Below are 25,846 nucleotides of genomic sequence, written 5' to 3' on the forward strand. Positions count from 1 at the left end.
GGACCGGGATGGACACACCGCTGGTGTACCAGTTGTTCTGCCAAGAGCATCGCTGGGTAGCTATGTGTGGACGGGATAAACGCTGAAAGCATCTAAGCGTGAAGCCCCCCTCGAGATGAGATTTCCCATCACAATAAGTGAGTAAGACCCCTGAGAGACGATCAGGTAGATAGGCTAGAAGTGGAAGTGCCGTGAGGCATGGAGCGGACTAGTACTAATCGGTCGAGGACTTAACCAAGGTTGAAGGTAAATGAGGAAAGTTTGGATATAGATTCAGTTTTGAGAGAGCGAGAGCTTTTTCAAAGAGAAGTGTGGTGACGATGGCAAGAAGGATACACCTGTTCCCATCTCGAACACAGAAGTTAAGCTTCTTAGCGCCGATAGTAGTTGGGGGTTTCCCCCTGTGAGGGTAGGACGTTGCCACGCTTTTCAAATATTCCGCAATAGCTCAGTTGGTAGTAGCGCATGACTGTTAATCATGATGTCGTAGGTTCGAGTCCTACTTGCGGAGTTTACAAAATATACTGGATACTCGGAGAGTTGTCCGAGCTGGCCGAAGGAGCACGATTGGAAATCGTGTAGGCAGTAATCCTGTCTCAAGGGTTCGAATCCCTTACTCTCCATATTTTGTAGAATTTATAGTATGGCCCGTTGGTCAAGCGGTTAAGACACCGCCCTTTCACGGCGGTAACACGGGTTCGAGTCCCGTACGGGTCATTAACGGAGGATTACCCAAGTCCGGCTGAAGGGAACGGTCTTGAAAACCGTCAGGCGTGTAAAAGCGTGCAAGGGTTCGAATCCCTTATCCTCCTTAATGATATTATCGCGGGGTGGAGCAGTTGGCAGCTCGTCGGGCTCATAACCCGAAGGTCGTAGGTTCGAGTCCTACCTCCGCAATTTAATAATTAGGTTCCGTGGTGTAGGGGTTAACATGCCTGCCTGTCACGCAGGAGATCGCGGGTTCGATTCCCGTCGGGACCGTTTTTTCCAGGCTCGGTAGCTCAGTTGGTAGAGCATTTGATTGAAGCTCAAAGTGTCGGCAGTTCGATTCTGTCCCGAGCCATCTGGAGGGGTAGCGAAGTGGCTAAACGCGGCGGACTGTAAATCCGCTCCTTAGGGTTCGGCAGTTCGAATCTGCCCCCCTCCATTCATTAAATAGTTTAACTATTTAGGGGTATAGTTTAAAGGTAGAACAGCGGTCTCCAAAACCGTTAGTGTGGGTTCGATTCCTGCTACCCCTGTTATCATATTATGGCGATCGTGGCGAAGTGGTTAACGCATCGGTTTGTGGCACCGACATTCGGGGGTTCGATTCCCCTCGATCGCCCTTTTTCTTGGGGTATAGCCAAGCGGTAAGGCAACGGACTTTGACTCCGTCATTCGTTGGTTCGAATCCAGCTACCCCAGTTTTTTTTATATAGAAATGGCGGTATAGCCAAGTGGTAAGGCAGAGGTCTGCAAAACCTTTATCATCGGTTCAAATCCGTTTACCGCCTTTATATGCCGGCGTGGCGGAATTGGCAGACGCGCTGGACTCAAAATCCAGTGCCCGCGAGGGCGTGCCGGTTCGACCCCGGCCGCCGGTACTACGTTAAAGCTAGAAATGTTGTTAAAGCAGCATTTCTAGTTTTTTTATACATAAAAAATTTGTGGGCAAAAAGTGGGCAAGATTTTCTACAAAGTTTGTGAATTAAGTGAACTTATAAAGTATAATTTTAGTGCTATGAATTTTTTAAGGAGGTAAATATGACAATACTAGATCAACTGGAGCAATATTCTAAGGAGTTCATCCAAAAAGGATATTCTGAAGAGATGAAGTACAAAGTCAAAGCTGACAAGAATTATTTTTTAAAAATTTCTCCTCTATCTTTTACTAAAAAGAAGGATTTAGAAGTAAAATATATTTCAGTTTTAGAAAAAGAAATCAAATTTCCTAAATTAGTAGAAATGAAGTTTGAAACCAATTCAATTCTAAGTTTATACGAATGGATAGATGGAGTTGATATTAGAGATTATGCGCCTCAATTAACAGGAGAAGAGCTTTATCAATATGGTATGCAAGCTGGATCTTTTCTAAAGAAGATTCACTCGCTTTCTATTGAAGAAATTTCAGTAAATTGGCAAGAATATTATATACAGAAGTCAAAGAAGAAGATTCATTCTTTTAGAAAACTTAATGAGGATTTTGCAGAAATTGAAACGTTTATTGATTTTATTCAAAGTCATCAATCTTTATTAAAATATAGACCCATTTCATTATGTCATGGAGATTATCATGTAGGAAATATGATGATTGAATTAGAAACAAAGAAGCTCGTTATTATTGATTTTGGCTCTTTAGAAATTGGTGATCCTATGGAAGAGTTTAATCGCATGATTTGGAATGCTCAATTATCTGAGGAATTTGCTACTGGTTTCGTTAATGGATATTTTGAAGGAGAGCAGATTCCTGATATATTTTGGAAATTAATGGCCTATTATATGGCTTGTGATGTAGTTGGCTCTATTCCTTGGGCTATTAATTTTGGCGATAATCAATTAGAGATTATGTTTAAAAGGGCAAAATTAGTGTTGGATTGGTTTGACGATTTTAAACGAGTAATTCCTAAGTTTTATAAAGGAAATAACTCTGAAAAGGAAGGTAATTTTTAATGGATATTCAACAATACAAACAAATGTTAGAGCAGCCATGGGGGAAATTCAATATGAAATTACTTTCGCTCAATTAGAACATATTAAAGGAAATAAAATTCTAGATTTTGGTTAAGGTTTTGGTTTAGTAAGTCAATTTCTAGCTGAAAATAATGAAGTCGTTGCGATTGAACCACAGGAAGAAATGTTATTTGCTTATTCCAATCAAGGGTATAAAAAAATCTTAGGTAGCTTAGATCAAGTTAAAAAATTTGAATCGGAATCTTTTGATATTATTTTGTGTCATAATGTATTAGAATATATCGATGAAAATTGTCGAGTGAACTATCTTGCTGAATTAAAGAGAGTGTTAAAACGAGATGGGAAGTTATCTATTATTAAACATAATCAAGTTGGTAAAATTATGCAATCAGTTGTCTTTTCAAATGATGTTGATCAAGCATTAGATTTATTAAATGGGAATGAATTTAAAAGTGTATCTTTTTCTCAAGGAACAACGTATACCATTGATGAATTATTGGAAATGTCAAAAATGAAATTGGAAAACTATCAAGCTATCCGTACATTTTATAGTCTACAGATAAATGAAGTAAAAACGAAAGATAACTGGTTAGAAAAGATGACTGAAATGGAACTTGCAGTATGTGATTTGTATCCATATAAAGATATTAGTTTCTTACAACATATATGGCTAGTGAAGGAATAGAAATATATTTTCTTGTAAGTAACCATTACGTATGATAAAGTTTGATTATTAGAAAATATGAGGAGAAGTTTTATGAACAGAAATGAAGTGATTGAATTACAACATAAACGTTTTGCAGTGAAAAAATATGATCCGAATCGTCGTATTTCAAATGAAGATTGGGATACATTAGTAGAAGTAGGACGTTTAGCTCCATCATCCCTTGGTTTTGAACCTTGGAAAATGCTTTTATTAGAAAATAAACAAATGAGAGAAGATTTGAAAGAAATGGCATGGGGAGCTATTAATAGTTTAGAAGCTGCAAGTCATTTTGTCATTTTCCTTGCTCGAAAAGGTGTTACTTATGATAGTTCGTATGTTGTAAAGTTGATGAAGGAAGTAAAGAATCGTGACTATGATCCAACTTCACGATTTGCTGCTCGTGTGAAGAGTTTCCATGAAATCGATGCAGCATTAAATGATGAAAGAACATTATTTGACTGGGCTAGTAAACAAACGTATATTCAAATGGCAAATATGATGTCTGCAGCAACACTTTTAGGAATTGATTCTTTACCGATTGAAGGTTTCAATAGAGAAAAAGTAGAATCTTATTTAAAAGAAAAAGGATACTTAAATACGGATGAATTTGGTGTATCTGTCATGGCAAGTTTTGGATATCGTGATCAAGAAATTACTCCTAAAGTTCGTTGGAATAAAGAAGCTATTTATGAAGTTATTGAGTAAAGTATAAAATTCAATATAGTTAGAAATATAAACGTCAATCTAAAACTGTACAATGTTACTTTGTTTGAAGATTAGAATTTCAAGTAAAGGCAACGAATCTATAAAGGGTTTGACCAATGTTCTGACACACTTGAAAGCTTATTTGATTAATACTCCGTAACTCTACTTGAGTGTTTACACATAATTATTGACAGTATCTTTTCCTTTCTGATAGAATAAAACGTAAGGAGGTATTATATGTCTAAACAAAAAATTAATCGCTTTGTCGGATCTATTGGAGCTTTTATTGGAATCCTTGTCTTTATTGCATATATTCCTCAAATTATCGCTAACTTACAAGGAGAAAAAGCTCAACCATTCCAACCACTCTTTGCAGCAGTTTCTTGCTTAATTTGGGTAATCTATGGTTGGACAAAAGAACCTAAAAAAGACTGGATCCTAATCATTCCCAATGCAGCTGGAGTGATATTAGGTGGTTTAACTTTTATTACTTCTTTGAAATAGATGCAGAATTAAATGATGACAGAACATTATTTGACTCGGCTAGTAAACAAACGTATATTCAAATGGCGAGTATGATGTCTGCAGCAACTCTTCTAGGAATTGATTCTTTACCGATTGAAGGGTTTAATAGAGAAAAAGTAGAATCTTATTTAAAAGAAAAAGGTTTCTTAAATACGGATGAATTTGGTGTATCCGTAATGGCAAGTTTTGGATATCGTGATCAAGAGATTACTCCTAAAGTTCGTTGGAATAAAGAAGCAATTTATGAGGTCATTGAATAGAGTAAAAATATAACTTAGAAAACTGTTGAAAGGAATTTATGATTTCTTTTGACAGTTTTTATTTATAAAAATGTGTAAAGAATCATCTTTCTAAATTATACAAAAATGGCTTTTTTTCCGAAAAAATAAAAATTGATTTATGATAGATATAGAAATAGGAACTGCTTAATTTATTTTTATGTTCTTTTTATTTTATAAATAGGTCTATTTGTAAAAAAAGTTTGTGAAATATAACAAATTTGGATTCCATAAGGGGCATTACTATAAATTTAAACAAATTTTAAAACATTATAAATTTTATTTTTTTATCTTAAAAGAATTAATATTTAAAAAAGTATAGATTTTCATTTTTTTCTAACAACTTTTTTAATTAACAATGAAGAAGTAACTAGATGAATAGAAAATTTGAAATGAAAATATGGAATTCGGATTTATTCTTAATGAATAGATATTCGGATGCTTCACTAATAAATTTTCTTTATAATTAAAGAAATATTCTTGATACTATAGATATATGTTCTATAATGAAAGTGAAATAAAAATTAGGAGGGGTAAATATGTGTAGCATCGAGAAATTAGTAATGAGAATTCAAAATGGTGAAGACGAAGAAGCTTTTGTTCTATTAGAGAATAAGATTAAACCTTTAATGCATATGATGTATTATCGTCATTTCTATTATTGTGTTGAGTTAGAAGATTTTATTCAAGAAGCTAGTTTTTTACTCTTCTATGCAGCACAAAAATTTGATTTTCAAAAAGGTAAATCATTTCTTGCATATTATAGAAAATCTCTAAAAAACTATGCGATCCAATTAGTTCGTCGTGAACATCGTGAAAGTGTAGTTCCAGAAAAGTATTTATGTAAATATGATATCTCTAATATTAAATTCAATATTTCTGTGGAAGAAGAATTTTTATTAAAAGAAGAAATGCCTAAGTATTGGCATTCTTTATCAGCATTTGAAAAAGCAGTATTCTATTTTTATACAAGTGGATATTCTTTTGAAGAAATAGCAGAAAAATCTAATAAATCTGTTGCAGCTATAAAAAGTGCTTTTCATCGTTGTCATAAAAAATTTAAACTTTTTTATGAATCAATTCATAAAGATAAAGCTTATTAAAAAGGATAAATGTATTGCAACTTTCTCCATTTTAACAAGAGGACTAATATTTATTATTATCCTATTGTATGATATACTATACAAGGTATATTAGGTGTCGAAATTGACACGAAAAGGAGGACCGTTTGTGGTTGCATTAAGTTTAAGAGCACAAAATATTGGTATTGATTTAGGAACTGCCAATACGATTGTTTATCTTGAAAATGAAGGTATTGTGACACGTGAACCATCTGTAGTCGCAAAAAATATAGTTACGGAAGAAATTATCGCTGTCGGTCAAAATGCATTTGATATGATTGGGCGAACACCAGAAAATATTGTCGCAGTTAGACCAATGAAAGATGGTGTAATTGCAGATTATAATACAACAACAGCAATGTTAAAATATTTTGTACAATCAATTGTAGGTCGTTCTTTCTTTAAACCGATTGTAATGATTTGCGTTCCAAGTGGAATTACGGATGTTGAAAAAAGAGCAGTATTAGATGCTACTAAATATGCTGGTGCTAAAGAAGCTTATGTTGTTGAAGAGCCTTTTGCAGCAGCTGTTGGAGCAGGATTACCTGTACAAGATCCAACTGGTAGTATGATTGTCGATATTGGTGGAGGAACGACTGATGTAGCAACAATTTCATTGGGTGGAATTGTTAATAGTCAATCTATCCGTATTGGTGGCGATGAATTAAATGAAGCCATTGTATTACATGTTCGTAAAAAATATAATTTATTAATTGGGGAAAGAACTGCAGAAGACTTAAAAATTCAATTAGGTTCTGCTTCAGTAGAAAAATCTTCTGCTTATGGAAGTATGCAAGTGCGTGGACGTGATATGGTTTCTGGCTTACCAAGAATTATCGAAGTGGAAGCTGTCGAAATTGCAGAAGCAATGAGTGAAATTATTACGCAAATTATTGATGCCGTAAGAGATGTTCTTGAACAAACACCACCAGAAATTGCATCTGATGTCATTGATCATGGTATCGTATTAACAGGTGGTGGAGCATTGTTAAGAAATCTAGCAGAAGTTATTTCTGATTACACACAAGTTCCTGCCTTTGTGGCAAATGATCCTTTGGATTGTGTTGCGTTAGGAACTGGAAAAATTTTAGCAAATCCATTATTAATGAAAAAATAATGAAAAGGAGACTGAACAGTGAATCCAATATTTTCGAACAAGAAATTAATTGGTTGGGTTTTAGGTGGAATTGTAACACTATTACTAATTACCTTTTCACTCACTGTTGGTAGTAATATCGTTTCGCAAGGTGTCAATGATGTGACGAATATTTTAGGACGTATGCTTGCATATCCTGCCAATAGTGTCAATGATTTTATGGAAAGTATTTCTAATTTAACAAATACTTATCAAGAAAATCAGACGTTAAAACAAAAAGTAGAAACAATCTATGAATTAGAAGTTCAACTAAATGACTTAAAAAAAGATAATGAAAAAATGAAGGAAGCGTTGAAGTTACAAGATACTTTAAACGACTATTCTTTAATTAATGCAACTGTAATTGCTAGAAATCCAGATACTTGGAGAGATATTGTTACGATTAATAAAGGGGCAAATGATGGATTAACTCCTCAAATGTCTGTAATGAGTGACAATGGATTAGTAGGTAAAGTATTAGATGTGAATCCTACAAGTGCTAGAGTTGCTTTATTATCGAATAATGATAATACATTAGTTCGTGTTGCAGCGATGATTCAAGGAGAAAAAGAATCCATTTATGGAACATTAACAGGTTTCGATCATGAAAAAAACATTTTAATTATGAGTCAAATTCAAGCAACTCAAGAAATTAAAGTGGGAGATAAAGTTGTTACATCCGGTTTAGGAGGCGTATCTCCAAGCTCATTATATATTGGTACAGTTGAAGAAGTAGCGATGGATCGTTTTGGACTTTATAAAGAAGTTCGTATTAAACCGGCTGCAGATACAAATGATGTTCGTTATGTAACAGTTGTAAAACGAACAAGTGAAAGTAGGACTGAATAATGCATACTTCGAAACGTATTTATTGGTTACCGATTTTAATGATTATTGCTTTCTTAATAGATGGAGTGATGATGAATCATTTTTCAGCATTTCTAATGGAATCAGGATATACTCTTGTTCCAAGAATTGTTGTTATAACGTTAGTTTTATTTACTTTTATCATTGATCATTCAAGTATGTTTTGGTTCGCGATATTAGTTGGTTTTATGTACGATAGTTATTATTCTGGTATATTAGGAATTTATATGGCGATTTTTGCTCTTATTGTTCGAGTGATTGGACATATTAGAGGGAAAATCAGTATTAATCCTTTCACACTAGGATTAGCATTGATTTTTTTACTAACGATTACTGAAACAGGTGTGTATGTTATATTTTCATTAATTGGTATTCAGCATCTTACAGTACAACAATTTTTAGTTCAACGATTAGGAGCTAGTTTAATATTAAATATTGTATTGTATTACTTATTGTATATTCCATTGAAAAATTTTGCATTATGGGTGCAATCAGGAATTTCTCATGAAAAGATTTCTTTACGAGCAGCTCGTAGAAATCAAGGAAATTCATATCATTATCGCTAAAATGAAGCCGGTTATTATGCCGGCTTTTTGTGTACGAACATATGTGCGAAAAAAGTAGAAGAAAACATAAATGTTATGCTATAATAAAAGAAAAGAAGGAGGTATAATGATGAGCAATTTATACGATACAGCGAATCAATTAGAACGTGAACTTCGTCAATCAGAAGAGTTTGCTGCAGTGAAATCAGCTTTTGAAGCAGTACAACAATCTGAAGAAGCAAAAGCTTTATTTGAAGAGTTCCGTGATATGAATGCGAAATTTTTACAAAAACAAGTGAATGGTGAAGAATTGACTGAAGAAGATTCGACTTATGCAAATGATTTATATCAAAAAGCAAGTTCGAATGAAGCGATTCAAACATTAATGCAAGCAGAACAACGTTTAAATACAGTAATGCAAGATATTAACCGTATTTTAACGACTTCATTACAAGAATTATATCAATAATAATATTGATCGAAACGGTCTTATTGATTTTTAGCCTATGAATAAAATTCATAATGGACTAGAAGTGAATAGATCGTTTTATTTTTTTACAGATAAGGAGTTTTTATGATTCGCTTTATTCATTGTGCCGATATACATTTAGGAAGTCCTTTCACTGGACTTCAACAAAAAAATAGTACGATTGCATTTCAAGCAATAGAAGCTACAAAAAAAGCCTTTTTAACGTTGATTGATACTGCCATTAAATATCATGTTGATTTTGTGCTAATTTCAGGAGATATTTTTGATTCTAATCATCAACATATTCAAGAAAAAATTTTTTTAAAAGAACAATTTCAAAGATTAGCTCAAGCAGGTATTTATACTTATTTAATTCATGGGAATCATGATTATGGAGGATTTACTGAAGATTGGAATAATGACTGGGTAAAAGTCTTTAAAGAAGAGGTTTCAACAGAAATCTTGAAAACTTCTTCCGGTGAAAGTATTGCTATTAGTGGATTTAGTTATGATACAAGATGGATAACAGAGTCAATGGCAATCCATTTTCCAATGAGAAATTCCGTAGTGGATTTTCATATTGGGATGTATCATGGTCAAACACGAACGGCATCTGATTCATCCGCAGCATATGCTCCCTTTAAAATTAGTGATTTAGAAAAGCTTTATTATGATTATTGGGCATTAGGACATATTCATCGAGCGATGGATTTAGATTCTAATGGTAGAATTGCATACTCTGGTACGATTCAAGGACGAAATTTTAAAGAGATGGGAGAAAAAGGTTTTTATGTCATTACTTTAACTAAAAACTTACCGATGAATAGACAATTTGTTTCTTGTAATCCAATTGAATGGGTGGAAATAGAATTTTTAGTGGAAGAAGTTCATTCTATAGAACAAACCGTATCACAGCTGTATAGAGAAATTTTAATCCAAAAATGGAATGTTGATAAAACTTATTTATTAAAATTTGTTTTAATAGTGGATAGAGGCTTTAATCAAATATGGTTGAAATTAATAGAAGAAATTTTACAAAAGGAAATTTCTATGAAATACGAAAAATTATATTTGATAGAAATGGATGTTGAATTTAGGAAGTTAAAAAGAAATAATCAACTAAGCATTGAATTATTGGAGGATGAGGAGAGTCATCTAAATCGATTGCAAGATATTCAAAATATTGCTATGCAACATACTCTATTGGCAAAATATTTTTCCAAAGAAATGAGTAGTGAAGCATTTCAACATAAAATGATTCAAAGAGCGAAAGTTTTAATTGAAATGAATATGGAAGTAGGTGATGAAAATGTACATTAATAGAGTTGAAATTTTTGGGTATGGAAAATGGTCAAAAGTACGAATGGATTTTCATCATCAATTACAAATATTTCAAGGAAAAAATGAATCAGGGAAATCGACTTTACGTTCTTTTATTCAACATGTCTTATTTGGTTTTCCAAAGAAAGTTTCTGGTAAATACTCTTATGAACCTCAAAATGGGGGGATTATGGGAGGACGAATTTGGTTAGATGAAACATTAGAAGGCCCCCTTTTCATAGAAAGATATATTAAAAATGGTAAGCAATGTTTTAAATGTGAAACGACTTCAGGAAAAAGTTTATCCGAAGATAGATGGCAACAATTGCTTTTTCAAATTGATGAAAAACAATATGCACAAGTTTTTGGATTTAATAAAGAACAATTAGACCAATTTCAATTTTCTTCAATGGAAGAAATAGATCAATTTCTTTATAGTGTTAGCTTAACCGGTAGCGAAGAATGGATGAAATTATCAACAAAGCTACAAAAAAAAGCAGATTCAATCTTTACTCCTAAAGCTGTTAAAAGAGTCATTAATCAGCAATTACATCAATTAGATTTACAAATGGTTAAAATAGAAGAATTAGCAAAAAATAATGATGTTTATGAAGAGACACTTCAAAAAGCTGAAGAGATTAAGCAAGAAATTCAAAGGCATTCGCTAATGATTCAAAAAAATCAGGAAGAAGAAAGAAAACTTCAATTATTACAGTCTCATTGGAATAGCTATGAAAGATGGAAACTAATTAGTAAAAAAATTAATTTCAATCAGGAAAAAAATTGGAATCCAGAGTGGAAATATGAATTAGAAAGAAATCATTTAGATGATGAATGGAATGAACAACAAATTCATGAATTACAACAGGAGTATCATTTATGGAAGCAGAGACATCAAAGTGATCAGTTACTAAAAGAAGATCCAAGATGGTCTCAATTACTAAATATTTCTTTAATGGAAGATGAAATAGAAGAAAAAATTTTGCTTAGAAAAAAATTGAAAATAGAATTAGATGAATTACAAGAAAATATTCAAAAGGAAGAAGAAATATGGGATATTCATCATGAAAATATTCCTTTGGAAATCCCAAAATATGAAATTAAACAGTTAAAAGAAAAAATTAATCAGCAAAAAACTTTACAATTTGAAGAAATCGAATTAGATACTAAAATGAATCGACTAAAAGAGGAAAAAGAAAAAATCAATCACCATTCTAAAAATCAAAATACCACTGATCATCGATTTAATATTACGGGACTTTTGATTTTTAGTGGAGTAGTGACTAGTCTTGCATCTATTTTACTATTATCAAATCCAGTATTTAGAGCTATCGGAGTAGTAATTGGAGTCATGATTGGTTTATCTAGTTGGATGTATGAAAAAAAATCTGTTCATACGAGTCAATTTCAGGAGTATTTTTCAGCAAGATTAGAAGAAATCCGTGATGAATTAGAGAAGGATGCTATACAAAGAAAAAATAATAAAGAAAAACTTGAAAAAATTTCTCTGGAATTATTTAGTTGGAAAAATAAATATGGATATGCTGATTCAAATATTACAGTTGAACAACTTTACCAAGGAGATGTTTTAAAATCTATTCGATATTTTATTGAACAAAGACAAATAAAAGAAGGAATACTTCAAAAAATTGAAAAAGAATTAACTCAATTACAGATGACCTGGCAGTGGGTTTTTGAAGTGAAGAAAGAAGCTATTCCAAATGCAATTGAATTAGAATGGAAACTGTTGAAAAAAATGATTCAAGAGGTTCAAAATTCTTATCAGCAAGAAATTCTTCAAATGAATGAAGGTTTAAAATTACAAGAGCAAATTCAACAGCTGTATAGTGATAAACAATTATTAGAAAGTCAAAAGATGTCGTTATTTAAGAAAGCTAATGTTCAAAATGCTGAAGAATTTTATCAAAAAGATGAAGCATATGAAAGGAATCGTCTACTAATTCAAGAATATACTCAGATAAAACAACAATTGCAGAATTACTTAGAAGCATTAGAAGCAATTAAAAGTAAAGAAGAACTAGAACAAAAAATCGAGAGTTCACATCACTCATTATTAAAACTTCTTCAAACAAATCAGTCGTTAATAGAAGAACAAGCACAAAAACTACAACAGATTCAACAACTAGCAACAGATGGAACCTATCATGAACAACTGATTCAATTTGAATTATGGAAGGCAGAAGTAGAAGAACAATTAGTAGAATGGGCAAGTTATTTATATGCTTCAAAATGGATTTTAGAAAGTTTACAAAAACAGTTACCTTCTCAAACAAATGAAGTGATAAAGGTAGCGGGTCATTATTTTAATCGATTAACCCAGGGTAGATATCATGGGATACAAATGAAAAACATGAAAATAGTGGTGCAAAAGAATGATGAAAACTGGTTATTTGCTAGTGAATTGTCTAGAGGTACATTAGATCAATTATTAGTTAGTATTCGTTTAGCATTTATTGAAAATCTTTCTTCAAAAATAGCATTACCTATATTAATCGATGATGGTTTTGTTAATTTTGATAGTGAACGTAAACAGATTATGTTACAATTAATTAAAGAGCTTTCAAGTAAAGTACAAGTAATCTATTTTTCATTAGATAATGAACCTTTTACGATTGCTGAAACACCTGCTAGCCTCATTAGGCTACAAAGATAGAAAGAAGAGGAATTCATGGTAAAAAAATTATATGATTATGCAGTAGATGAAGCATTAGAATTGTTTTTATTAATAAAAACAGCTGATGTGAGATTAGCAAAAAATGGGAAACCTTTTTTAGCTTTTACATTCCAAGATAAGTCGGGACAAATGGATGGAAAATATTGGTCAGCAACACCTGAAGAAATTGAACGATTTTCATCAGGAAGTATTGTTTATTTAGTTGGAAAAAGAGAAATTTTTAATGGAATGCCTCAAATAAAAATAACTGGATTACGTCTTTCTAGACCAGAAATGGGTGAACCAAATGATGTTTCAGATTTCTTAGAACATGCTCCAATGAAAAGAGAAGAGATGGAAGAAGAGTTAACTTCTATTCTTTTTGAAATTATTAATCCAACAATGCGAAGAATTGTGCATAAAATTTTAGGAAAGTATCAACACGATTTCTTTGAATACCCTGCAGCTAAACGACACCATCATGCGTTTGCAGGAGGATTAAGTTATCATACTTTATCGATGTTGCGTTTAGCAAAAGCAATTGCAGAACAATATCCAGAAGTAAATCGTTCATTGTTATTATCGGGTGTTCTATTACATGATATTGGTAAGATTATTGAATTATCTGGAGCTATTGGAACTGAATATACTTTAAAAGGTAAATTAATGGGACATATTGTGTTAATGGACGAAGAGATAACAAAAGCCTGTGAAGAATTAGATATTGATCAAAGTCATGAAGATGTTGTTCTATTAAAACATCTAGTATTAGCTCATCATGGCAAATTAGAATATGGTTCGCCAGTTCGTCCATTATTACTAGAAGCAGAAATTTTACATCATGTTGACTTAATGGATGCGAGTGTCACAATGATTACATCAGCTTTACAAAAAACAGAACCTGGACAATTTAGTGAACGAATTTTTGGATTAGACAATCGAACATTCTATAAACCACATACTGTAGAGTAAAAAATAAAAGTCTGTTTTTCAGACTTTTATTTTTTTTTGAGCAAAACTATTTACAAAAGTATAAAAGAGGTATATGATACTAACTGTAATTAAAAATATTACATTTAAAGAAAGGTGATTCATATGTCAAAAAACGTAAAAAATATTATTATCGGGTTTGGTAAAGCAGGAAAAACAATTGCTGCTTACTTAGGAACACAAGGAGAAGAAACAGTCTTAATTGAAAAATCTCCTGTAATGTACGGTGGTACATGTATTAATGTTGGATGTATCCCAACTAAAAAAATTGCAACTGCAGCAGCTCGTAAAAAATATAGCCAAGAAGATGCAGCAACTTATTATCAAAAATCAATTCAAGAAAAAAAAGCTTTAATTGCAGCATTAAATCAAGCAAACTATCAAAAAGTAAATTCAGCTCCAAATGTAACAATTGTAGATGGATTTGGTCGTTTTGTAGATGAACATACAGTTGCTGTAGATACTGCTAATGGTGTAGAAGAATATGTTGCAGAAAGAATCTTTATTAATACAGGAGGTACTCCATTCATCCCACCAATTGAAGGATTAAAAGTTGGAGGACCAATTCATACAAATGAAACAATTATGGATTTAGAAGAATTCCCAGAATCAGTTGTTATTGTTGGTAGTGGATTTATCGGATTAGAATTTGCAGCAACATATGCACAATTTGGATCAAAAGTAACAGTAGTAGATGTATTTGATGCATTTATTCCTCGTGAAGATGATGATGTTTCTGCTGCAGTTAAAGAACGTTTAGAAGAAATGGGCGTTACTTTTGAATTAGGAATTTCTGTTAAAAAAGTTGAAACAGAAGGTAACAAAGCAACTGTTTACTATGCTAAAAATGATGAAGAAAAAGTACTTGAAGCAGATGCAGTTTTAGTAGCAACAGGTAGAAAACCAAACATTCAAGGCTTAGATTTAGAAAAAGCTGGTGTTGAATTATCTGAACGTGGTGCTATTAAAGTAAATGAATTTTTACAAACAAATAAACCACATATCTTTGCATTAGGTGATGTAAATGGTGGACCTCAATTCACATTTATTTCATTAGATGATTTCAGAATTGTGAAAAACTTCTTAGCAGGAAACAAAGAATATTCAACTAAAGAACGTTCATTAATTCCAACTTCAACATTTATTAGCCCTACATTATCAAGTGTTGGTTTAAATGAAAAAGCAGCACAAGCAGCAGGAATTCCTGTGAAAGTTGCTAAATTACCAATGGCTGCTGTTCCAAAAGCAAAAATTTTAGGTAACCAAGTTGGATTCTACAAAGTTTTAGTACATGAACAAACAAATAAAATTGTTGGTGCAACATTATTTGCGGAAGAATCTCATGAAGTAATTAATATCATTGCAACTGCTATTAAAGCAAAATTACCTTATACAGCTTTACGTGATCAAATCTTTACTCACCCAACAATGGCAGAAGCATTAAATGATGTGTTTGGATTAATTAAATAGAGGAATCGAAATGGGAAACGACTTTATAGTAATCATCCATTGTTTAACCTATTTATCTGTACATCATGATAGAAGATTTTCAAGCCAACAATTAGCGCATAATGCATGTAGCAATCCTGTTATTGTTAGAAAAGTGATGAGTTTAGCTTCTTCTAAAGGTTATGTTGATGTTGTTAATGGAGTTAATGGAGGATATAAGATTCAAGTAGATCCAAAAGATATTTCATTAGGAGATTTATTTATTCTAGTTGGAGAAGATAAACGATTAAAGAAACAATATCAATCTTCTCTAGATGAAGTATGCCTGGTAGCTAATAATATTTGTAGTGTTTTTTCGGACTTACAAGAAGAACAAATTCAAAATCAAGTGAAATTTTATCAAAAACAGAGTATACTTGATATTGTAAAGAGATTACAAAAAAAGTCAGAAAAGTAGAAGTATAGGATTTTATGTAAGGAGTGAGTTTGATGGAATTTGTAAAAGAAGAAAATGCGTTTAGACATTATAATGCAGTAGGTGAAGTGGATGCTGAAATTACTTTTCAAGTTGAAAAAGATGTATTGATTGCTGATCATACTTTTGTAGATCCAACTTATAGAGGGCAAGGAATTGGAAAATTACTAGTCGATAAATTAGCGGATTATGCAAGGGAAAATCAGAAGAAAATCCATCCAACATGTTCATATGTCGTTAATTTATTTAAAAAATATGACGAATATAGTGATGTGAAAATATAAAAAAAGTTAAAATTCATAAAAGTATCACTGAAAATTCACAAAAAATTCACATTTTACCTTTATGATACAGCCATACCCAATAAAACACCTAAGGTTTACTTCTCCCAAATAAAAAATGAACTCCCAACATTTTTTATTAGTAAACCCTCCTAACCTTTTCCCGTTGTTAGAAATAGCAACGGGTTTTTTGGTATTTTAAATCGTTATAGAATGATTAAATTTTAATCATAACTGTTGGCAGTTTGGAAAAGAAATAGTATAGTTAATTATTATAGAGGATAAAGGAGAATTTATGACAAATCATTATTATACAAAAAATCCAGATAGTAAAAGTCAGCAAAAACATTGGACTTATCGCTTAAAAGGAAATACTCTTTCTTTTACAAGTGATAATGGAGTATTCTCAAAACATACGGTTGATTTTGGTAGTGAATTATTGATAGAGTCTTATGATGTTCCTGAGCAGTTTCAAAAAGCAAGTTTATTGGATATTGGCTGCGGTTATGGTACGATGGGACTTGCTTACGGAAAAGCATACCCTGAGCTATCCGTTGAAATGATTGATGTCAATGAACGAGCAATATTATTAGCAAAGGAGAATGCTCAGAAAAATGGGATTCATAATGTAGATATACATGAAAGTAATTTGTATGATGCTGTAAAGAAATCTCAATATGAAATTATCATTAGTAATCCACCAATTCGTGCTGGAAAAACAGTTGTTCATACCATTTTAGAAAAAGCATATGATTATTTAGCTGATAATGGACAATTAGTCATTGTCATTCAAAAGAAACAAGGCGCTCCAAGTGCTCAAAAGAAAATGGAAGAAGTATTTGGAAATTGTGAAAGAATTCAGTGGAATAAAGGGTATTGGATTTTAGTAAGTACAAAAGTTTAAAGGAGAATATTATGACGAAAAAAAATAGTAAGAAAAGAATTTCAAATTGGAGATTGTGGGTTGCAGGACTATTATTTATAATCGCTGGATTATTATTTGCTGCTGGTCCGATTCGTTCGTATATGCTAGCACAATTCCAACAAGAGCATACGCAACAATTAACTAAAGTTACAGCAGCCGAAGTAAAAGAAAATGAAACTCAAGAAGCAGAGTTTGACTTTTCAACCGTTGAGCCATTAGATTTACAAGCAGTTGTAAAAGCAAAAATGGATACTTCTAAATTTTTAACATTAGGGGCAATTGCTGTTCCAAGTGTGAATTTAAATTTACCAATTTATAAAGGAATTTCTAACCCAGTATTATTAGCTGGAGCGGGAACAATGAAACCAACTCAAAAAATGGGTGAAGGTAATTATGCATTAGCGAGTCATCACTATTTTTCTGATGAAAAATTATTATTCTCACCATTAATTAAATTAAAAGTTGGTGATAAAATCTATTTAACTGATATGGAATATGTCTATGAATATGAAACTACAAGTATTGATTTAGTGGAAGCTTATCAAGTAGAAGTCATTTATGATGTTCCAGGAAAAACAGAAATTACTTTAATTACATGTGATGATTTAGAAGCTTCACATCGTTATAGTTTTAAAGGAAAATTCGTTTCCAAAACTCCAATTAGTGATGTAACAGAAGATGTAAAACAAGCGTTTAATATTGATTTTACAACATTATAAAGGTAGGTGGAGTGATTGGCGACTATTCAAGATATTGCGAAAAAAGCTGGTGTAACAAAAAGTACCGTTTCAAGATATTTAAATGGCGGATCGATTAGTTTAGAAACAGCGCAAAAAATTGAAAAAGTTATTAAAGAAGAAAATTATACGCCAAGTCCATTTGCTCGAAGTTTGAAAGCAAAATTTAGTTCTATGATTGGTGTGATTGTACCAAGAGTTGATTCAGCAGCAACTGCACTTACTTTGATGGGAATTGATGAAGTTATTGAAGAATTAAACTATGAATTAATCATGAATAATGCCAGACAAGATAGTACAAGAGAAATCAAAGCCATCGAAGGGTTTACTAGAAATAAAGTAGCTGGAATTATTTTAATTGCTACAGAAATTACTACAGAACATATTAAAGCAATTAAAAATTGCCCTGTTCCAGTTGTAATTGTAGGGCAAGAACATGATGAAATTCATAGTGTGATTCATGATGATTTTCAAGCTGGTTTCGAATTAGTTCAAAATCTTGCAGCATTAGGTTACCATGAATTAACTTATGTGGGTGTTTCTAAACGAGATCATGCAGTTGGAGTTGTTCGAAAAAATGGGATTTTTTCAGGGGCTAAAGCTCATCAATTTGATAAGATTGAACAGCTTGAAGGAGATTTTTCTACTCAAAAAGCTTTAAACATTGGGATGGATTTGTTTAAGAATCAGACTCATTCCTTAGTTGTTGCAGCTACAGATAATCTTGCAGTTGCTTTAATGAAAGCCGCTCAACAATGTGGTAGAAAAATACCTGATGAAGTTGCGATAGCAGGTTTTGGTGGATACGAAATTGGTCAATTTATGAATCCAACATTAACAACAGTGGAATATCAGTTTAAAGAAGCAGGAAGAGTCTCGATGAAAGTTTTAGAAAAATTAATTCGAAACATTCCTTGCGAGATGAAAACGACGATTCCAGTTCATGTAAAATTAGGAGAAAGTACAAAAAAAGCTAGAAATTAGGGAAATGCCTAATTTCTAGCTTTTTTTATAAGGTTCAACATGAATATCGATGAAATTGATTCCGAAGTTTTCAGCAAGTTCTATTTCGATTTCTTCTGTTATTTCATGACTTCTCCAAACTGTTAAATTAGGATCCATACAAACCGTTAAATCTAAATAAACATTAGAACCATATCGTCTAGCTTTTAATTCTTCAATACTTTTCACTTCTGGGTGGGAAAGTATGAGAGGTTTATATTCTTTCATTTCTTCTGGTTCAAATCCATCAGTTAATTGGAAGGTACTTTCGCTGAAAACATCATAAGAAGTTTTTAAAATCATAATGCCAACAATAAAAGCCATTACTCCATCTAACCATGAGATTCCTAAACTTGCTGCAAAAATAGCAATGGAAGTAGAAATACTTGTTAAAGCATCACTGTAATTATCCTTTGCTGCAGCTTTTAGTCCAATGGAATTTATTTTTTTAGCTAGTGAATCGTTAAAACGATAAACTCCATACATCATTATACCAGAAATAAAACCTACTATAGCTGTAATGAGTGATGGAAGTTCTGGATTTGGATTCATGATAGTATGCGAAGCATTTCTAATAACTTCTATGCCGATAATACACATAATAAAAGAAGTAATAAGACTTGCAAGAGTTTCAAATTTCCAATGTCCATAAGGATGATTTTTATCTGCAGGTTTTTGAGAAATTTTTAAACCAGCAAATACTAGAAGTGAAGATAAAACATCTGTTAAGTTATTTAATCCATCTGAAAATAGAGCTTGAGAAAAAAATAATTTTCCAAATAGTAATTTGCTACTTGAAAGAATGATGTAAGTGATAATGCTTAGAATTGCACCTTTTTCAGCTTGTTTTAAACGTTGAGTAGCATTCATTTGATTCCCTCAATTCTTTAAAAGTTATTAAAAGAGTATATCAAAAATTTTAAAAAATACAAAGTGAAAGTTATTTTAATAGTTTTAGAATGAAAAATATTGTGAAAATGAATCAATAAATCCTTTGTTTTGACTATCTCTATTGGCATTCTTTTGGTATAATAAAAACAATTGAAACGAAAGAGAGTGAAGTAAATGGCAACAGCATTAATTGTATATGCTAGTTTAACAGGAAACACAGAAGAAATTGCAGATATTTTAGCAGAATCATTAGAAGAACAAGGAGTAGAAGTAGATATTAAAGAATGTACTTCCGCTACAGCAGATGAATTTCATGACTATGATATTTGTGTAGTCGCAACTTACACTTATGGTACAGATGGTGATTTGCCAGATGAAATCGTTGATTTTTATGAAGAATTAGAAGAAGAAGATTTAAGTGGAAAAATCTATGGAGCATTAGGTTCTGGAGATACATTCTATGATAAATTCTGTCAATCAGTATTAGATTTTGATGAACAATTTGCTAAAACAGGTGCAACAAAAGGTGCAGAAAATGTATTAGTTGATTTAAATGCGGAAGAAGAAGATGTGAAAAATATCGAAGCTTTTGCGAAAAGTTTAGTAGAAAAATTAGGATAGAAGAGAAGGTAACAGTTTGAAAAAGAACTGTTACTTTTATTTATGGAGAAAAAGATGTATCAAACAATTGAAGGGATTGCGGAATATTTAGAAGTAGATATTGCGTATGTATTATATTTAATTCGTGAAAAACAAATTTCTACGATTACAGTCGATGATGAAGTCCTCATTAATCGATCTCAATTTGACTTTTTTATAAAGCAACGGCAAAAAATGATTGAAGAATACCAAAAATACATAGATGAACCAATTCCAGAAGATATTGATATTAAGGATGAGGATTAAAAGAGGTGTTGTATGAAAGGGAAAAAAGTTTCGAACTATGAATTGTTTTTTGATTTAGTGTTTATTCTTGCGACAAGTGGGTTGTTGGGATTTTACATTCCACTCCAGAGCATATCGTAAGTTTTGAAAGGATTTTAAGCTTTGTCGTTTCTACTTTATCTATTTGGCATATTTGTCTATTTGAAAACTCCAAGACGGTGAAACCGTCTTGGAGTTTTCCACATTTAGTGGAACGAATGCAATTAATTACGATTTTAACAGTGGGAGAACTGGTTATTGCTATTATTAAAACGTATCCATTGTCAGAACATTTCCTTTTGTCAATTCTTACATTTGTAATGGTTGGATTTTTATTCGCTGCTTATATTTATCAAACGGCTATTCGAATGAATCATCATCAAGAAGTTGCAGTAGCACCGTTAGTGTATTTACATATTGCTATTTTAATTGCTATCAACATTATAACGGCTGGAGTTGAGATGTATTATGAGGGGCAGTTATTAAATATAGGAGTCTCAATGATTCTAATTGGAATTACAGTTTTTTATTTATGTTTATATGGAACAACGCGGTATAACAAAGATGAAGTGCAATTAACGAAGGGAATTATAAAAGCCTATATACTGGTATATTTGATTTGTACAACACTTGCAATTATCTTTAACAGAAATACAGAAATTTTTTATTTAGCTTTGGCGATACAGGCCATTTTAATGGTATATATTTCAGTAGATTATAGAAGAGAAGAAGACTAAAAAGATGTATTAGGCAATTAAATGGATTGTGTAAGTGTTATTTTTAATTCGCAAAGAAAATTTCTACGATTACAGTGAATGATGAAGTCCTCATTATGAAGTGACCCCAAAAAATTAGACTTTTTGGGGTCACTTTGCTTTAAATTATACTTTTTTCTTAAACATTTGATAATTTCTTGTGAGTAATTTTCATCAAAAAATTTCATAGAGTATCTCCCTATAATTATGGAAAAGTAGTAAAAATAGTTATTATCCTAGTTGATTAAAAAAATCTCTGATTTCATCATCTTTTATAAAATAATATATAATTTTTCCCTCTCTTCTAGTACCCAAGATGTTTTGATTGGCTAGTTTACGAAGATGGTGGGAAGTAGATGCCATACTGAGATTTAGTAAACAGGCTATATCACAGACACAGAGTTCTTCAACAGCAAGAAGATAGAAGATGATATTTATCTGTTTATTATCGGTAAATTTTGTTAAAATGCGAAGTGATTTTTGGACTTTTTCCTTTTCAAGGTAGTTCGTTGCGGTTGTAATATTTTGTTGATTTATAACATTCACTTGGCAGATACTATCTTTTTTCATATTATTTTCTCCTAGCCTAATATAGTCCTTAGTATGTCAAAACTGTTATTTTCAATCAGGATATATATCCCCAATCCTAAATAAACAACGGCAATAAACCATCTGCTATATTTTTCCAAAGTTTCTCCAACAGAAGAGACTTGTGCCAATTTTTGGGCAGAAAAAACCAAGAGATAAATCATGACTAGAAAGGTAAGTAAAGCTACTATCAAATTTGCTAAATTTAAGGTAGTAAAATATGGGACAAAGACACCAATATTGTCAGCACCACAACTTGCAAAAGTAATCATAGCGACTAGAAATATCAGGTTTTTATTATCTTTGCGCAAACCTTCTTTGGCAATAGCTTCTCCATCAGAATCTCCTAAAAGCAAAACTTTGAGACCTAGGAAAATTGGAATTAAACCTAGCAAACCTAAAATCTCTTTGCTAGGAATATAATTTAAGACAAATGCAAAAAGCAAACTTAGCAATATTAGACTACCAGAGCCTAGAAATTGTCCTAAATAGATGTTGATGATGTCTTTTCTGCTTTTTCTTTTGGCAAAAAATAACATTAGGATAATAAGTAAGTCTATGGCTGTCCCAGAATACAGAATTATTGAAGTAATAACATTTTGGATCATAAAACACCTCATTCAAATATATTTTTGAATGTATTGTAATATTAAACTTTGTAGATGTCAACTTTCAACTCTACCAAGATATAGATAAGAAGTTGGTGTACCAAATATTAAAAAGCCCTGCCATCGAAATGATAACAGGGCTTAACTTCAATATCTAAATGATATATTTATCTAAAAAAGATAGAGTAAATCAATTATTTTAAGTAAGCAGCAGCTTGTGCTCCAGCTTGACGTCCAAAGATGATGATGTCAGCTACAGCGTTACCACCGATACGGTTAGCACCGTGAACTCCACCAGTTACTTCACCAGCAGCGTATAATCCATTGATAACTGAACCGTCTTCTTTTAATACTTGAGCGTTTGTATTAATTTTCAAACCACCCATTGTATGGTGAATACCAGGTGCGATTTTGATTGCGTGGAATGGACCAGTTGTTAAGTCGTGATCCATAGCAGTTGAACGACCAAATTCGCTATCTTTTTTATCAGCAACAGCTTTGTTCCAAGCTTCTAAAGTTGCTTTTAAGTTTTCAGCAGGTACACCAATTTCTTTTGCTAAACCTTCTACAGTATCAGCAGTTTTTACTAAACCACGTTTTTCATAGAATTTAACAGCTTTAGCGCGATCAGTTAATGCATTATCTAAAATTAAGTATGCATATTTTTCTGGTAATCCGATAATTGCTTGAGATACTTTATCACGAGTTTCCATTTCATTGAAGAAACGTTTACCGTCTTGGTTAACAAGAATTGCACCTTCACCACGAACTGATTCAGAAATTAATGTAGAAGTTGATTGTTCAACAGTAGGGTGGATTTGGATTTCTCCCATATCTACAGTTGCAGCACCAATTTCTTTCGCTAATACAACACCGTCACCAGTTGAACCTTTTTGGTTTGTTGTTACAAATCCGTTTAATTCAGGTTTGTATTCAGTAACCATTTCCATATTTGCACCGAAACCACCAGTTGTTAAAACAACAGCGTTTGAAGCAATTGTTTTTTCTTGGCCATCGATATTAACGTTAACACCAGTAACTTTACCATCTTTTTCGTTCACTTTGTTTACAACAGCATTTACGAAAACTGGAATTTCACGTTCTGAAGCATTACGTAATAATCCAGCTACTAAGTATTCACCTACAGCTGAACCATCAGCAGGACGGTGAGTACGTTTTTCGCTCATACCACCAGTTGTTGTTAAGTTACTTAATGTAATTCCCATAGAATCTAACCAATCAATCGCTGAAGCAGAGTTGTCTACTAAGTAGTGTAATAATTCAGGATTGTTTGTTCCATGTCCACCTTTTAAAGATTCTTCGTAGAATTTATCGTTTGAATCTTTAATCCCTTCAGCTTCTTGGAATTTAGTTTGAGAGGCATTCATCCCTGCAGAAGATTTAGTTGTATTTCCTCCTGCTGTTGCCATTTTTTCTAAGATAACTGGGTTTTTACCAGCTTCTTTAGCTTGGATAGCAGCTGATAAACCAGCACCACCAGAACCAACGATTACAACATCATAGCTGTCTTTTAATGTTGAAGGATCTGCATATTTTTGAGCAGATGCACTAGCAACAGCTTCTGTTTTAGTCGTCTCCTTTGTTGTTTTTGTAGTACTACTATTTCCGCAAGCAGATAATAATAGAACTGAGGCGAAAGCTAAACTAGCCATAAGACTTTTTTTCATCTCTATTCTCCTTTTTGTGAAAAAATTTTTTTGCCTTAAATATCCTACCATAATTTTCATAAATTTACAATATTTTACAAAATTGTTACAAGAAATATTTCATTTCAAAAAAATGAAAAAAAGTTGTTGACATTTTATATAAACCGGTGCATAATAACGACATCAAGCGAAAAGGAGTTAGGAACATGAACCAAGTATTAGTATTACAATTAAATACTCGTTGGCAAAGCCACTAGATACAGGTTGTTCTTAACGTACATTTTGTACATATAGATACAACCTTCATTGACGTGAAATTGTATCTATGTGGAATTTTAAACATGAATGAACTCGACCACGTAGATTCTAAAAAAATGAACCTACGTGGTCTTTTTGTATTAAGAGACCAGAAATGGTCTCTTTTTCTTTATCGAGTTCATTCGAAAAAAGTTTTATTTATATTGGAGGAATTTATTATGAAAAAAATAAAGGAATTTTAGGATTTGCAGTAGTATTATTAGTCGTATTATTAGGATCATTAATTTACAATACAGTACAAAAATCATCTCAAAAAACAACAAATACACAACAAGTAGCACAAACAACAACACAAGATAAAAAAGTGAAATTAGGGGTATTACAATTATTAAGCCATCCAGCGTTAGATGCAATCTATCAAGGAATTCAAGATGAATTAGCTAAAGAAGGGTATGAAGCTGGTAAAAATTTAGAAATTGATTTCCAAAATGCACAAGGGGATCAAAGTAACTTAGCATCAATGAGTGAAAAATTAGTTTCTAACAAAAATGATGTCATTGTTGGGATTACAACACCTGCAACATTATCATTAGCAAATGTAACTAAAGACATTCCAATCGTAATGGGTGGGATTACTTACCCAGTAGAAGCAGGATTAATTAAAGATGAGAAAAAACCAGGAAACAACATTACTGGGGTTAGTGACCGTACACCAATTAAACAACAATTAGAAATTATGAAACAAGTGGTTCCAACATTAAAAACAGTTGGTATTTTATATACATCAAGTGAAGATAACTCAGTAAAACAAGCTAAACAAGCAGAAGAAGATGCTAAAGCTTTAGGATTAGAAGTAAAAGTTGCGACAATTGCAAATACAAACGATATTCAACAAGTAACAGAAAGTTTAGCAAGCCAAGTAGAAGCAATCTTTGTTCCAATCGACAATACAATTGCAAGTGCAATGGCAACAGTTGTAAAAGCAACAGATGCTAAAAAAATTCCAGTATTCCCATCTGCAGATACAATGGTTGCTGACGGTGGAGTGTTAGGTTTAGGGGTTGACCAATACCAAATCGGTGTAGAAACAGCTAAAATGGTAGTAGAAGTATTAAAAGGTGCTAAACCAGCTGATACACCAATTAAATTAGCAAATGAAGGTGTCATCTACTTAAATGAAGAAAAAGCGAAAGAATTAGGAATTACAATTCCAGCAGATATTGCTCAAAAAGCACAAAAAGTTACTGCTAAAAAATAATTTTAATCAAAAAGTCTAGA

Annotated in this window: 26 protein-coding genes, 13 tRNA genes, 1 rRNA gene, 2 pseudogenes and 1 other annotated feature; of the genes and pseudogenes, 38 read left to right on the plus strand and 4 right to left on the minus strand. The window is 32.1% G+C overall.

Annotated features, from left to right (window positions below):
• Positions 1–226 (plus strand) — a sequence feature (23S ribosomal RNA rRNA prediction is too short).
• Between the two features lie 84 nt (positions 227–310).
• The 33 genes and pseudogenes from rrf (at position 311) to HMPREF0446_RS01995 (ending at position 18,859) form a co-directional block, all read left to right on the plus strand.
• Positions 311–426: ribosomal RNA gene (gene rrf / locus HMPREF0446_RS01835) — 5S ribosomal RNA — on the plus strand.
• Between the two features lie 11 nt (positions 427–437).
• Positions 438–511 (plus strand) — tRNA-Asn (locus HMPREF0446_RS01840).
• A gap of 23 nt (positions 512–534) precedes the next feature.
• Positions 535–623 (plus strand) — tRNA-Ser (locus HMPREF0446_RS01845).
• A 22-nt stretch (positions 624–645) separates the two neighbouring features.
• Positions 646–717, plus strand: a tRNA-Glu gene (locus tag HMPREF0446_RS01850).
• Between the two features lie 5 nt (positions 718–722).
• Positions 723–812, plus strand: a tRNA-Ser gene (locus HMPREF0446_RS01855).
• Positions 813–824: 12 nt separating this feature from the next.
• Positions 825–897 (plus strand) — tRNA-Met (locus HMPREF0446_RS01860).
• A gap of 11 nt (positions 898–908) precedes the next feature.
• Positions 909–981: transfer RNA gene (locus HMPREF0446_RS01865), tRNA-Asp, on the plus strand.
• A gap of 9 nt (positions 982–990) precedes the next feature.
• A tRNA-Phe gene (locus HMPREF0446_RS01870) sits at positions 991–1,063 on the plus strand.
• A 3-nt stretch (positions 1,064–1,066) separates the two neighbouring features.
• A tRNA-Tyr gene (locus tag HMPREF0446_RS01875) sits at positions 1,067–1,147 on the plus strand.
• Positions 1,148–1,170: 23 nt separating this feature from the next.
• Positions 1,171–1,241, plus strand: a tRNA-Trp gene (locus HMPREF0446_RS01880).
• A gap of 13 nt (positions 1,242–1,254) precedes the next feature.
• Positions 1,255–1,327 (plus strand) — tRNA-His (locus HMPREF0446_RS01885).
• A gap of 8 nt (positions 1,328–1,335) precedes the next feature.
• Positions 1,336–1,407, plus strand: a tRNA-Gln gene (locus tag HMPREF0446_RS01890).
• Positions 1,408–1,425: 18 nt separating this feature from the next.
• Positions 1,426–1,496, plus strand: a tRNA-Cys gene (locus HMPREF0446_RS01895).
• 6 nt (positions 1,497–1,502) lie between these two features.
• Positions 1,503–1,586, plus strand: a tRNA-Leu gene (locus HMPREF0446_RS01900).
• A gap of 160 nt (positions 1,587–1,746) precedes the next feature.
• Positions 1,747–2,652 carry a phosphotransferase family protein gene (locus tag HMPREF0446_RS01905; RefSeq protein ID WP_006703099.1) on the plus strand — a complete coding sequence of 302 codons (906 nt, stop codon included), beginning with the start codon at positions 1,747–1,749 and terminating at the stop codon, positions 2,650–2,652.
• A pseudogene (locus HMPREF0446_RS01910) lies at positions 2,652–3,358 on the plus strand (class I SAM-dependent methyltransferase). The gene HMPREF0446_RS01905 and the pseudogene HMPREF0446_RS01910 overlap by 1 nt, the downstream one beginning before the upstream one ends.
• Before the next feature lie 72 nt (positions 3,359–3,430).
• Positions 3,431–4,084: an NAD(P)H-dependent oxidoreductase gene (locus HMPREF0446_RS01915; RefSeq protein WP_006703097.1), complete on the plus strand. Its 654-nt coding sequence runs from the start codon at positions 3,431–3,433 to the stop codon at positions 4,082–4,084.
• Positions 4,085–4,321: 237 nt separating this feature from the next.
• The gene (locus tag HMPREF0446_RS01920; RefSeq protein ID WP_006703096.1) at positions 4,322–4,588 is read left to right on the plus strand and encodes a SemiSWEET family transporter; all 267 of its coding nucleotides are present in this window, start codon (positions 4,322–4,324) and stop codon (positions 4,586–4,588) included.
• Positions 4,585–4,869 carry a nitroreductase family protein gene (locus HMPREF0446_RS01925; RefSeq protein WP_407635480.1) on the plus strand — a complete coding sequence of 95 codons (285 nt, stop codon included), beginning with the start codon at positions 4,585–4,587 and terminating at the stop codon, positions 4,867–4,869. Before HMPREF0446_RS01920 ends, HMPREF0446_RS01925 begins: the two co-directional genes overlap by 4 nt.
• A gap of 557 nt (positions 4,870–5,426) precedes the next feature.
• Positions 5,427–5,990, plus strand: a complete 564-nt coding sequence (locus HMPREF0446_RS01930) for an RNA polymerase sigma factor (protein WP_006703094.1) — start codon at positions 5,427–5,429, stop codon at positions 5,988–5,990.
• Between the two features lie 127 nt (positions 5,991–6,117).
• Positions 6,118–7,125 carry a rod shape-determining protein gene (locus tag HMPREF0446_RS01935; protein ID WP_006703093.1) on the plus strand — a complete coding sequence of 336 codons (1,008 nt, stop codon included), beginning with the start codon at positions 6,118–6,120 and terminating at the stop codon, positions 7,123–7,125.
• An 18-nt stretch (positions 7,126–7,143) separates the two neighbouring features.
• Positions 7,144–7,992 (plus strand): rod shape-determining protein MreC, encoded by an 849-nt coding sequence (mreC, locus tag HMPREF0446_RS01940; protein WP_006703092.1) that lies wholly within the window; start codon positions 7,144–7,146, stop codon positions 7,990–7,992.
• Complete coding sequence (gene mreD, locus HMPREF0446_RS01945; RefSeq protein WP_006703091.1) at positions 7,992–8,576, plus strand: rod shape-determining protein MreD; 585 nt, start codon at positions 7,992–7,994, stop codon at positions 8,574–8,576. The genes mreC and mreD overlap by 1 nt, the downstream gene beginning before the upstream one ends.
• 109 nt (positions 8,577–8,685) lie before the next feature.
• Entirely contained in the window at positions 8,686–9,024 is a 339-nt protein-coding gene (locus HMPREF0446_RS01950) for a YlbF family regulator (RefSeq protein ID WP_020991276.1), read from the plus strand.
• A 105-nt stretch (positions 9,025–9,129) separates the two neighbouring features.
• The gene (locus tag HMPREF0446_RS08095) at positions 9,130–10,344 is read left to right on the plus strand and encodes a metallophosphoesterase family protein (protein WP_006703089.1); all 1,215 of its coding nucleotides are present in this window, start codon (positions 9,130–9,132) and stop codon (positions 10,342–10,344) included.
• The gene (locus HMPREF0446_RS01960) at positions 10,334–13,018 is read left to right on the plus strand and encodes an ATP-binding protein (RefSeq protein ID WP_006703088.1); all 2,685 of its coding nucleotides are present in this window, start codon (positions 10,334–10,336) and stop codon (positions 13,016–13,018) included. Before HMPREF0446_RS08095 ends, HMPREF0446_RS01960 begins: the two co-directional genes overlap by 11 nt.
• A gap of 15 nt (positions 13,019–13,033) precedes the next feature.
• Positions 13,034–13,990 (plus strand): 3'-5' exoribonuclease YhaM family protein, encoded by a 957-nt coding sequence (locus HMPREF0446_RS01965; protein WP_006703087.1) that lies wholly within the window; start codon positions 13,034–13,036, stop codon positions 13,988–13,990.
• A gap of 123 nt (positions 13,991–14,113) precedes the next feature.
• A complete protein-coding gene (locus HMPREF0446_RS01970) occupies positions 14,114–15,478 on the plus strand; it encodes an FAD-dependent oxidoreductase (protein WP_020991277.1) in 1,365 nt (454 codons plus the stop codon).
• A 10-nt stretch (positions 15,479–15,488) separates the two neighbouring features.
• The gene (locus tag HMPREF0446_RS01975; RefSeq protein WP_006703085.1) at positions 15,489–15,914 is read left to right on the plus strand and encodes an Rrf2 family transcriptional regulator; all 426 of its coding nucleotides are present in this window, start codon (positions 15,489–15,491) and stop codon (positions 15,912–15,914) included.
• A gap of 32 nt (positions 15,915–15,946) precedes the next feature.
• Positions 15,947–16,216 carry a GNAT family N-acetyltransferase gene (locus HMPREF0446_RS01980; protein ID WP_006703084.1) on the plus strand — a complete coding sequence of 90 codons (270 nt, stop codon included), beginning with the start codon at positions 15,947–15,949 and terminating at the stop codon, positions 16,214–16,216.
• A 292-nt stretch (positions 16,217–16,508) separates the two neighbouring features.
• Positions 16,509–17,117 carry a class I SAM-dependent methyltransferase gene (locus HMPREF0446_RS01985; protein ID WP_006703083.1) on the plus strand — a complete coding sequence of 203 codons (609 nt, stop codon included), beginning with the start codon at positions 16,509–16,511 and terminating at the stop codon, positions 17,115–17,117.
• 11 nt (positions 17,118–17,128) lie between these two features.
• Complete coding sequence (locus tag HMPREF0446_RS01990; protein WP_006703082.1) at positions 17,129–17,857, plus strand: class A sortase; 729 nt, start codon at positions 17,129–17,131, stop codon at positions 17,855–17,857.
• Positions 17,858–17,872: 15 nt separating this feature from the next.
• Complete coding sequence (locus HMPREF0446_RS01995; protein ID WP_006703081.1) at positions 17,873–18,859, plus strand: LacI family DNA-binding transcriptional regulator; 987 nt, start codon at positions 17,873–17,875, stop codon at positions 18,857–18,859.
• A gap of 15 nt (positions 18,860–18,874) precedes the next feature.
• Here the strand turns inward: HMPREF0446_RS01995 and HMPREF0446_RS02000 are convergent, their stop codons facing one another.
• Complete coding sequence (locus tag HMPREF0446_RS02000) at positions 18,875–19,747, minus strand: cation diffusion facilitator family transporter (protein WP_006703080.1); 873 nt, start codon at positions 19,745–19,747, stop codon at positions 18,875–18,877.
• A 195-nt stretch (positions 19,748–19,942) separates the two neighbouring features.
• On the opposite strand from HMPREF0446_RS02000, the gene HMPREF0446_RS02005 reads away from it, so the two are divergent.
• The 3 genes from HMPREF0446_RS02005 to HMPREF0446_RS02015 all read left to right on the plus strand — a co-directional run bounded on the left by HMPREF0446_RS02005 (position 19,943) and on the right by HMPREF0446_RS02015 (position 21,429).
• Entirely contained in the window at positions 19,943–20,389 is a 447-nt protein-coding gene (locus HMPREF0446_RS02005) for a flavodoxin (protein WP_006703079.1), read from the plus strand.
• 54 nt (positions 20,390–20,443) lie between these two features.
• Complete coding sequence (locus HMPREF0446_RS02010) at positions 20,444–20,674, plus strand: hypothetical protein (RefSeq protein WP_006703078.1); 231 nt, start codon at positions 20,444–20,446, stop codon at positions 20,672–20,674.
• A 131-nt stretch (positions 20,675–20,805) separates the two neighbouring features.
• A complete protein-coding gene (locus tag HMPREF0446_RS02015) occupies positions 20,806–21,429 on the plus strand; it encodes a low temperature requirement protein A (protein WP_244875071.1) in 624 nt (207 codons plus the stop codon).
• 249 nt (positions 21,430–21,678) lie between these two features.
• Here HMPREF0446_RS02015 and cadX read toward each other — a convergent pair whose 3' ends face one another.
• Entirely contained in the window at positions 21,679–22,017 is a 339-nt protein-coding gene (gene cadX, locus HMPREF0446_RS02020; protein ID WP_006703076.1) for a Cd(II)/Zn(II)-sensing metalloregulatory transcriptional regulator CadX, read from the minus strand.
• Positions 22,018–22,028: 11 nt separating this feature from the next.
• Complete coding sequence (locus HMPREF0446_RS02025; RefSeq protein ID WP_020991279.1) at positions 22,029–22,643, minus strand: CadD family cadmium resistance transporter; 615 nt, start codon at positions 22,641–22,643, stop codon at positions 22,029–22,031.
• Between the two features lie 28 nt (positions 22,644–22,671).
• Here HMPREF0446_RS02025 and HMPREF0446_RS08680 point away from each other — a divergent pair.
• Positions 22,672–22,801 (plus strand): annotated as a pseudogene (locus HMPREF0446_RS08680) (FanG protein).
• A gap of 36 nt (positions 22,802–22,837) precedes the next feature.
• On the opposite strand, the gene HMPREF0446_RS02030 reads toward HMPREF0446_RS08680, so the two are convergent.
• Entirely contained in the window at positions 22,838–24,331 is a 1,494-nt protein-coding gene (locus HMPREF0446_RS02030; RefSeq protein WP_006703074.1) for a flavocytochrome c, read from the minus strand.
• Positions 24,332–24,722: 391 nt separating this feature from the next.
• Between HMPREF0446_RS02030 and trpX the strand changes: the two genes are divergently transcribed.
• Positions 24,723–25,826 carry a tryptophan ABC transporter substrate-binding protein gene (trpX, locus tag HMPREF0446_RS02035; protein WP_084443482.1) on the plus strand — a complete coding sequence of 368 codons (1,104 nt, stop codon included), beginning with the start codon at positions 24,723–24,725 and terminating at the stop codon, positions 25,824–25,826.
• Positions 25,827–25,846: the final 20 nt, after the last annotated feature.

Origin of the sequence: Granulicatella elegans ATCC 700633, from assembly GCF_000162475.2 — a bacterium.
GTDB lineage: Bacteria > Bacillota > Bacilli > Lactobacillales > Aerococcaceae > Granulicatella > Granulicatella elegans.

Bases quoted from the DNA above. Each gene is read 5' to 3' on its own strand.
- HMPREF0446_RS01905 (WP_006703099.1), top strand. From the start codon at position 1,747: ATGACAATACTAGATCAACTGGAGCAATATTCTAAGGAGTTCATCCAA.
- HMPREF0446_RS01915 (WP_006703097.1), top strand. From the start codon at position 3,431: ATGAACAGAAATGAAGTGATTGAATTACAACATAAACGTTTTGCAGTG.
- HMPREF0446_RS01920 (WP_006703096.1), top strand. From the start codon at position 4,322: ATGTCTAAACAAAAAATTAATCGCTTTGTCGGATCTATTGGAGCTTTT.
- HMPREF0446_RS01930 (WP_006703094.1), top strand. From the start codon at position 5,427: ATGTGTAGCATCGAGAAATTAGTAATGAGAATTCAAAATGGTGAAGAC.
- mreD (WP_006703091.1), top strand. From the start codon at position 7,992: ATGCATACTTCGAAACGTATTTATTGGTTACCGATTTTAATGATTATT.
- HMPREF0446_RS01950 (WP_020991276.1), top strand. From the start codon at position 8,686: ATGAGCAATTTATACGATACAGCGAATCAATTAGAACGTGAACTTCGT.
- HMPREF0446_RS08095 (WP_006703089.1), top strand. From the start codon at position 9,130: ATGATTCGCTTTATTCATTGTGCCGATATACATTTAGGAAGTCCTTTC.
- HMPREF0446_RS01960 (WP_006703088.1), top strand. From the start codon at position 10,334: ATGTACATTAATAGAGTTGAAATTTTTGGGTATGGAAAATGGTCAAAA.
- HMPREF0446_RS01965 (WP_006703087.1), top strand. From the start codon at position 13,034: ATGGTAAAAAAATTATATGATTATGCAGTAGATGAAGCATTAGAATTG.
- HMPREF0446_RS01970 (WP_020991277.1), top strand. From the start codon at position 14,114: ATGTCAAAAAACGTAAAAAATATTATTATCGGGTTTGGTAAAGCAGGA.
- HMPREF0446_RS01975 (WP_006703085.1), top strand. From the start codon at position 15,489: ATGGGAAACGACTTTATAGTAATCATCCATTGTTTAACCTATTTATCT.
- HMPREF0446_RS01980 (WP_006703084.1), top strand. From the start codon at position 15,947: ATGGAATTTGTAAAAGAAGAAAATGCGTTTAGACATTATAATGCAGTA.
- HMPREF0446_RS01985 (WP_006703083.1), top strand. From the start codon at position 16,509: ATGACAAATCATTATTATACAAAAAATCCAGATAGTAAAAGTCAGCAA.
- HMPREF0446_RS01990 (WP_006703082.1), top strand. From the start codon at position 17,129: ATGACGAAAAAAAATAGTAAGAAAAGAATTTCAAATTGGAGATTGTGG.
- HMPREF0446_RS02000 (WP_006703080.1), bottom strand. From the start codon at position 19,747: ATGAATGCTACTCAACGTTTAAAACAAGCTGAAAAAGGTGCAATTCTA.
- HMPREF0446_RS02005 (WP_006703079.1), top strand. From the start codon at position 19,943: ATGGCAACAGCATTAATTGTATATGCTAGTTTAACAGGAAACACAGAA.
- HMPREF0446_RS02010 (WP_006703078.1), top strand. From the start codon at position 20,444: ATGTATCAAACAATTGAAGGGATTGCGGAATATTTAGAAGTAGATATT.
- cadX (WP_006703076.1), bottom strand. From the start codon at position 22,017: ATGAAAAAAGATAGTATCTGCCAAGTGAATGTTATAAATCAACAAAAT.
- HMPREF0446_RS02025 (WP_020991279.1), bottom strand. From the start codon at position 22,643: ATGATCCAAAATGTTATTACTTCAATAATTCTGTATTCTGGGACAGCC.
- HMPREF0446_RS02030 (WP_006703074.1), bottom strand. From the start codon at position 24,331: ATGAAAAAAAGTCTTATGGCTAGTTTAGCTTTCGCCTCAGTTCTATTA.
- trpX (WP_084443482.1), top strand. From the start codon at position 24,723: ATGGTCTCTTTTTCTTTATCGAGTTCATTCGAAAAAAGTTTTATTTAT.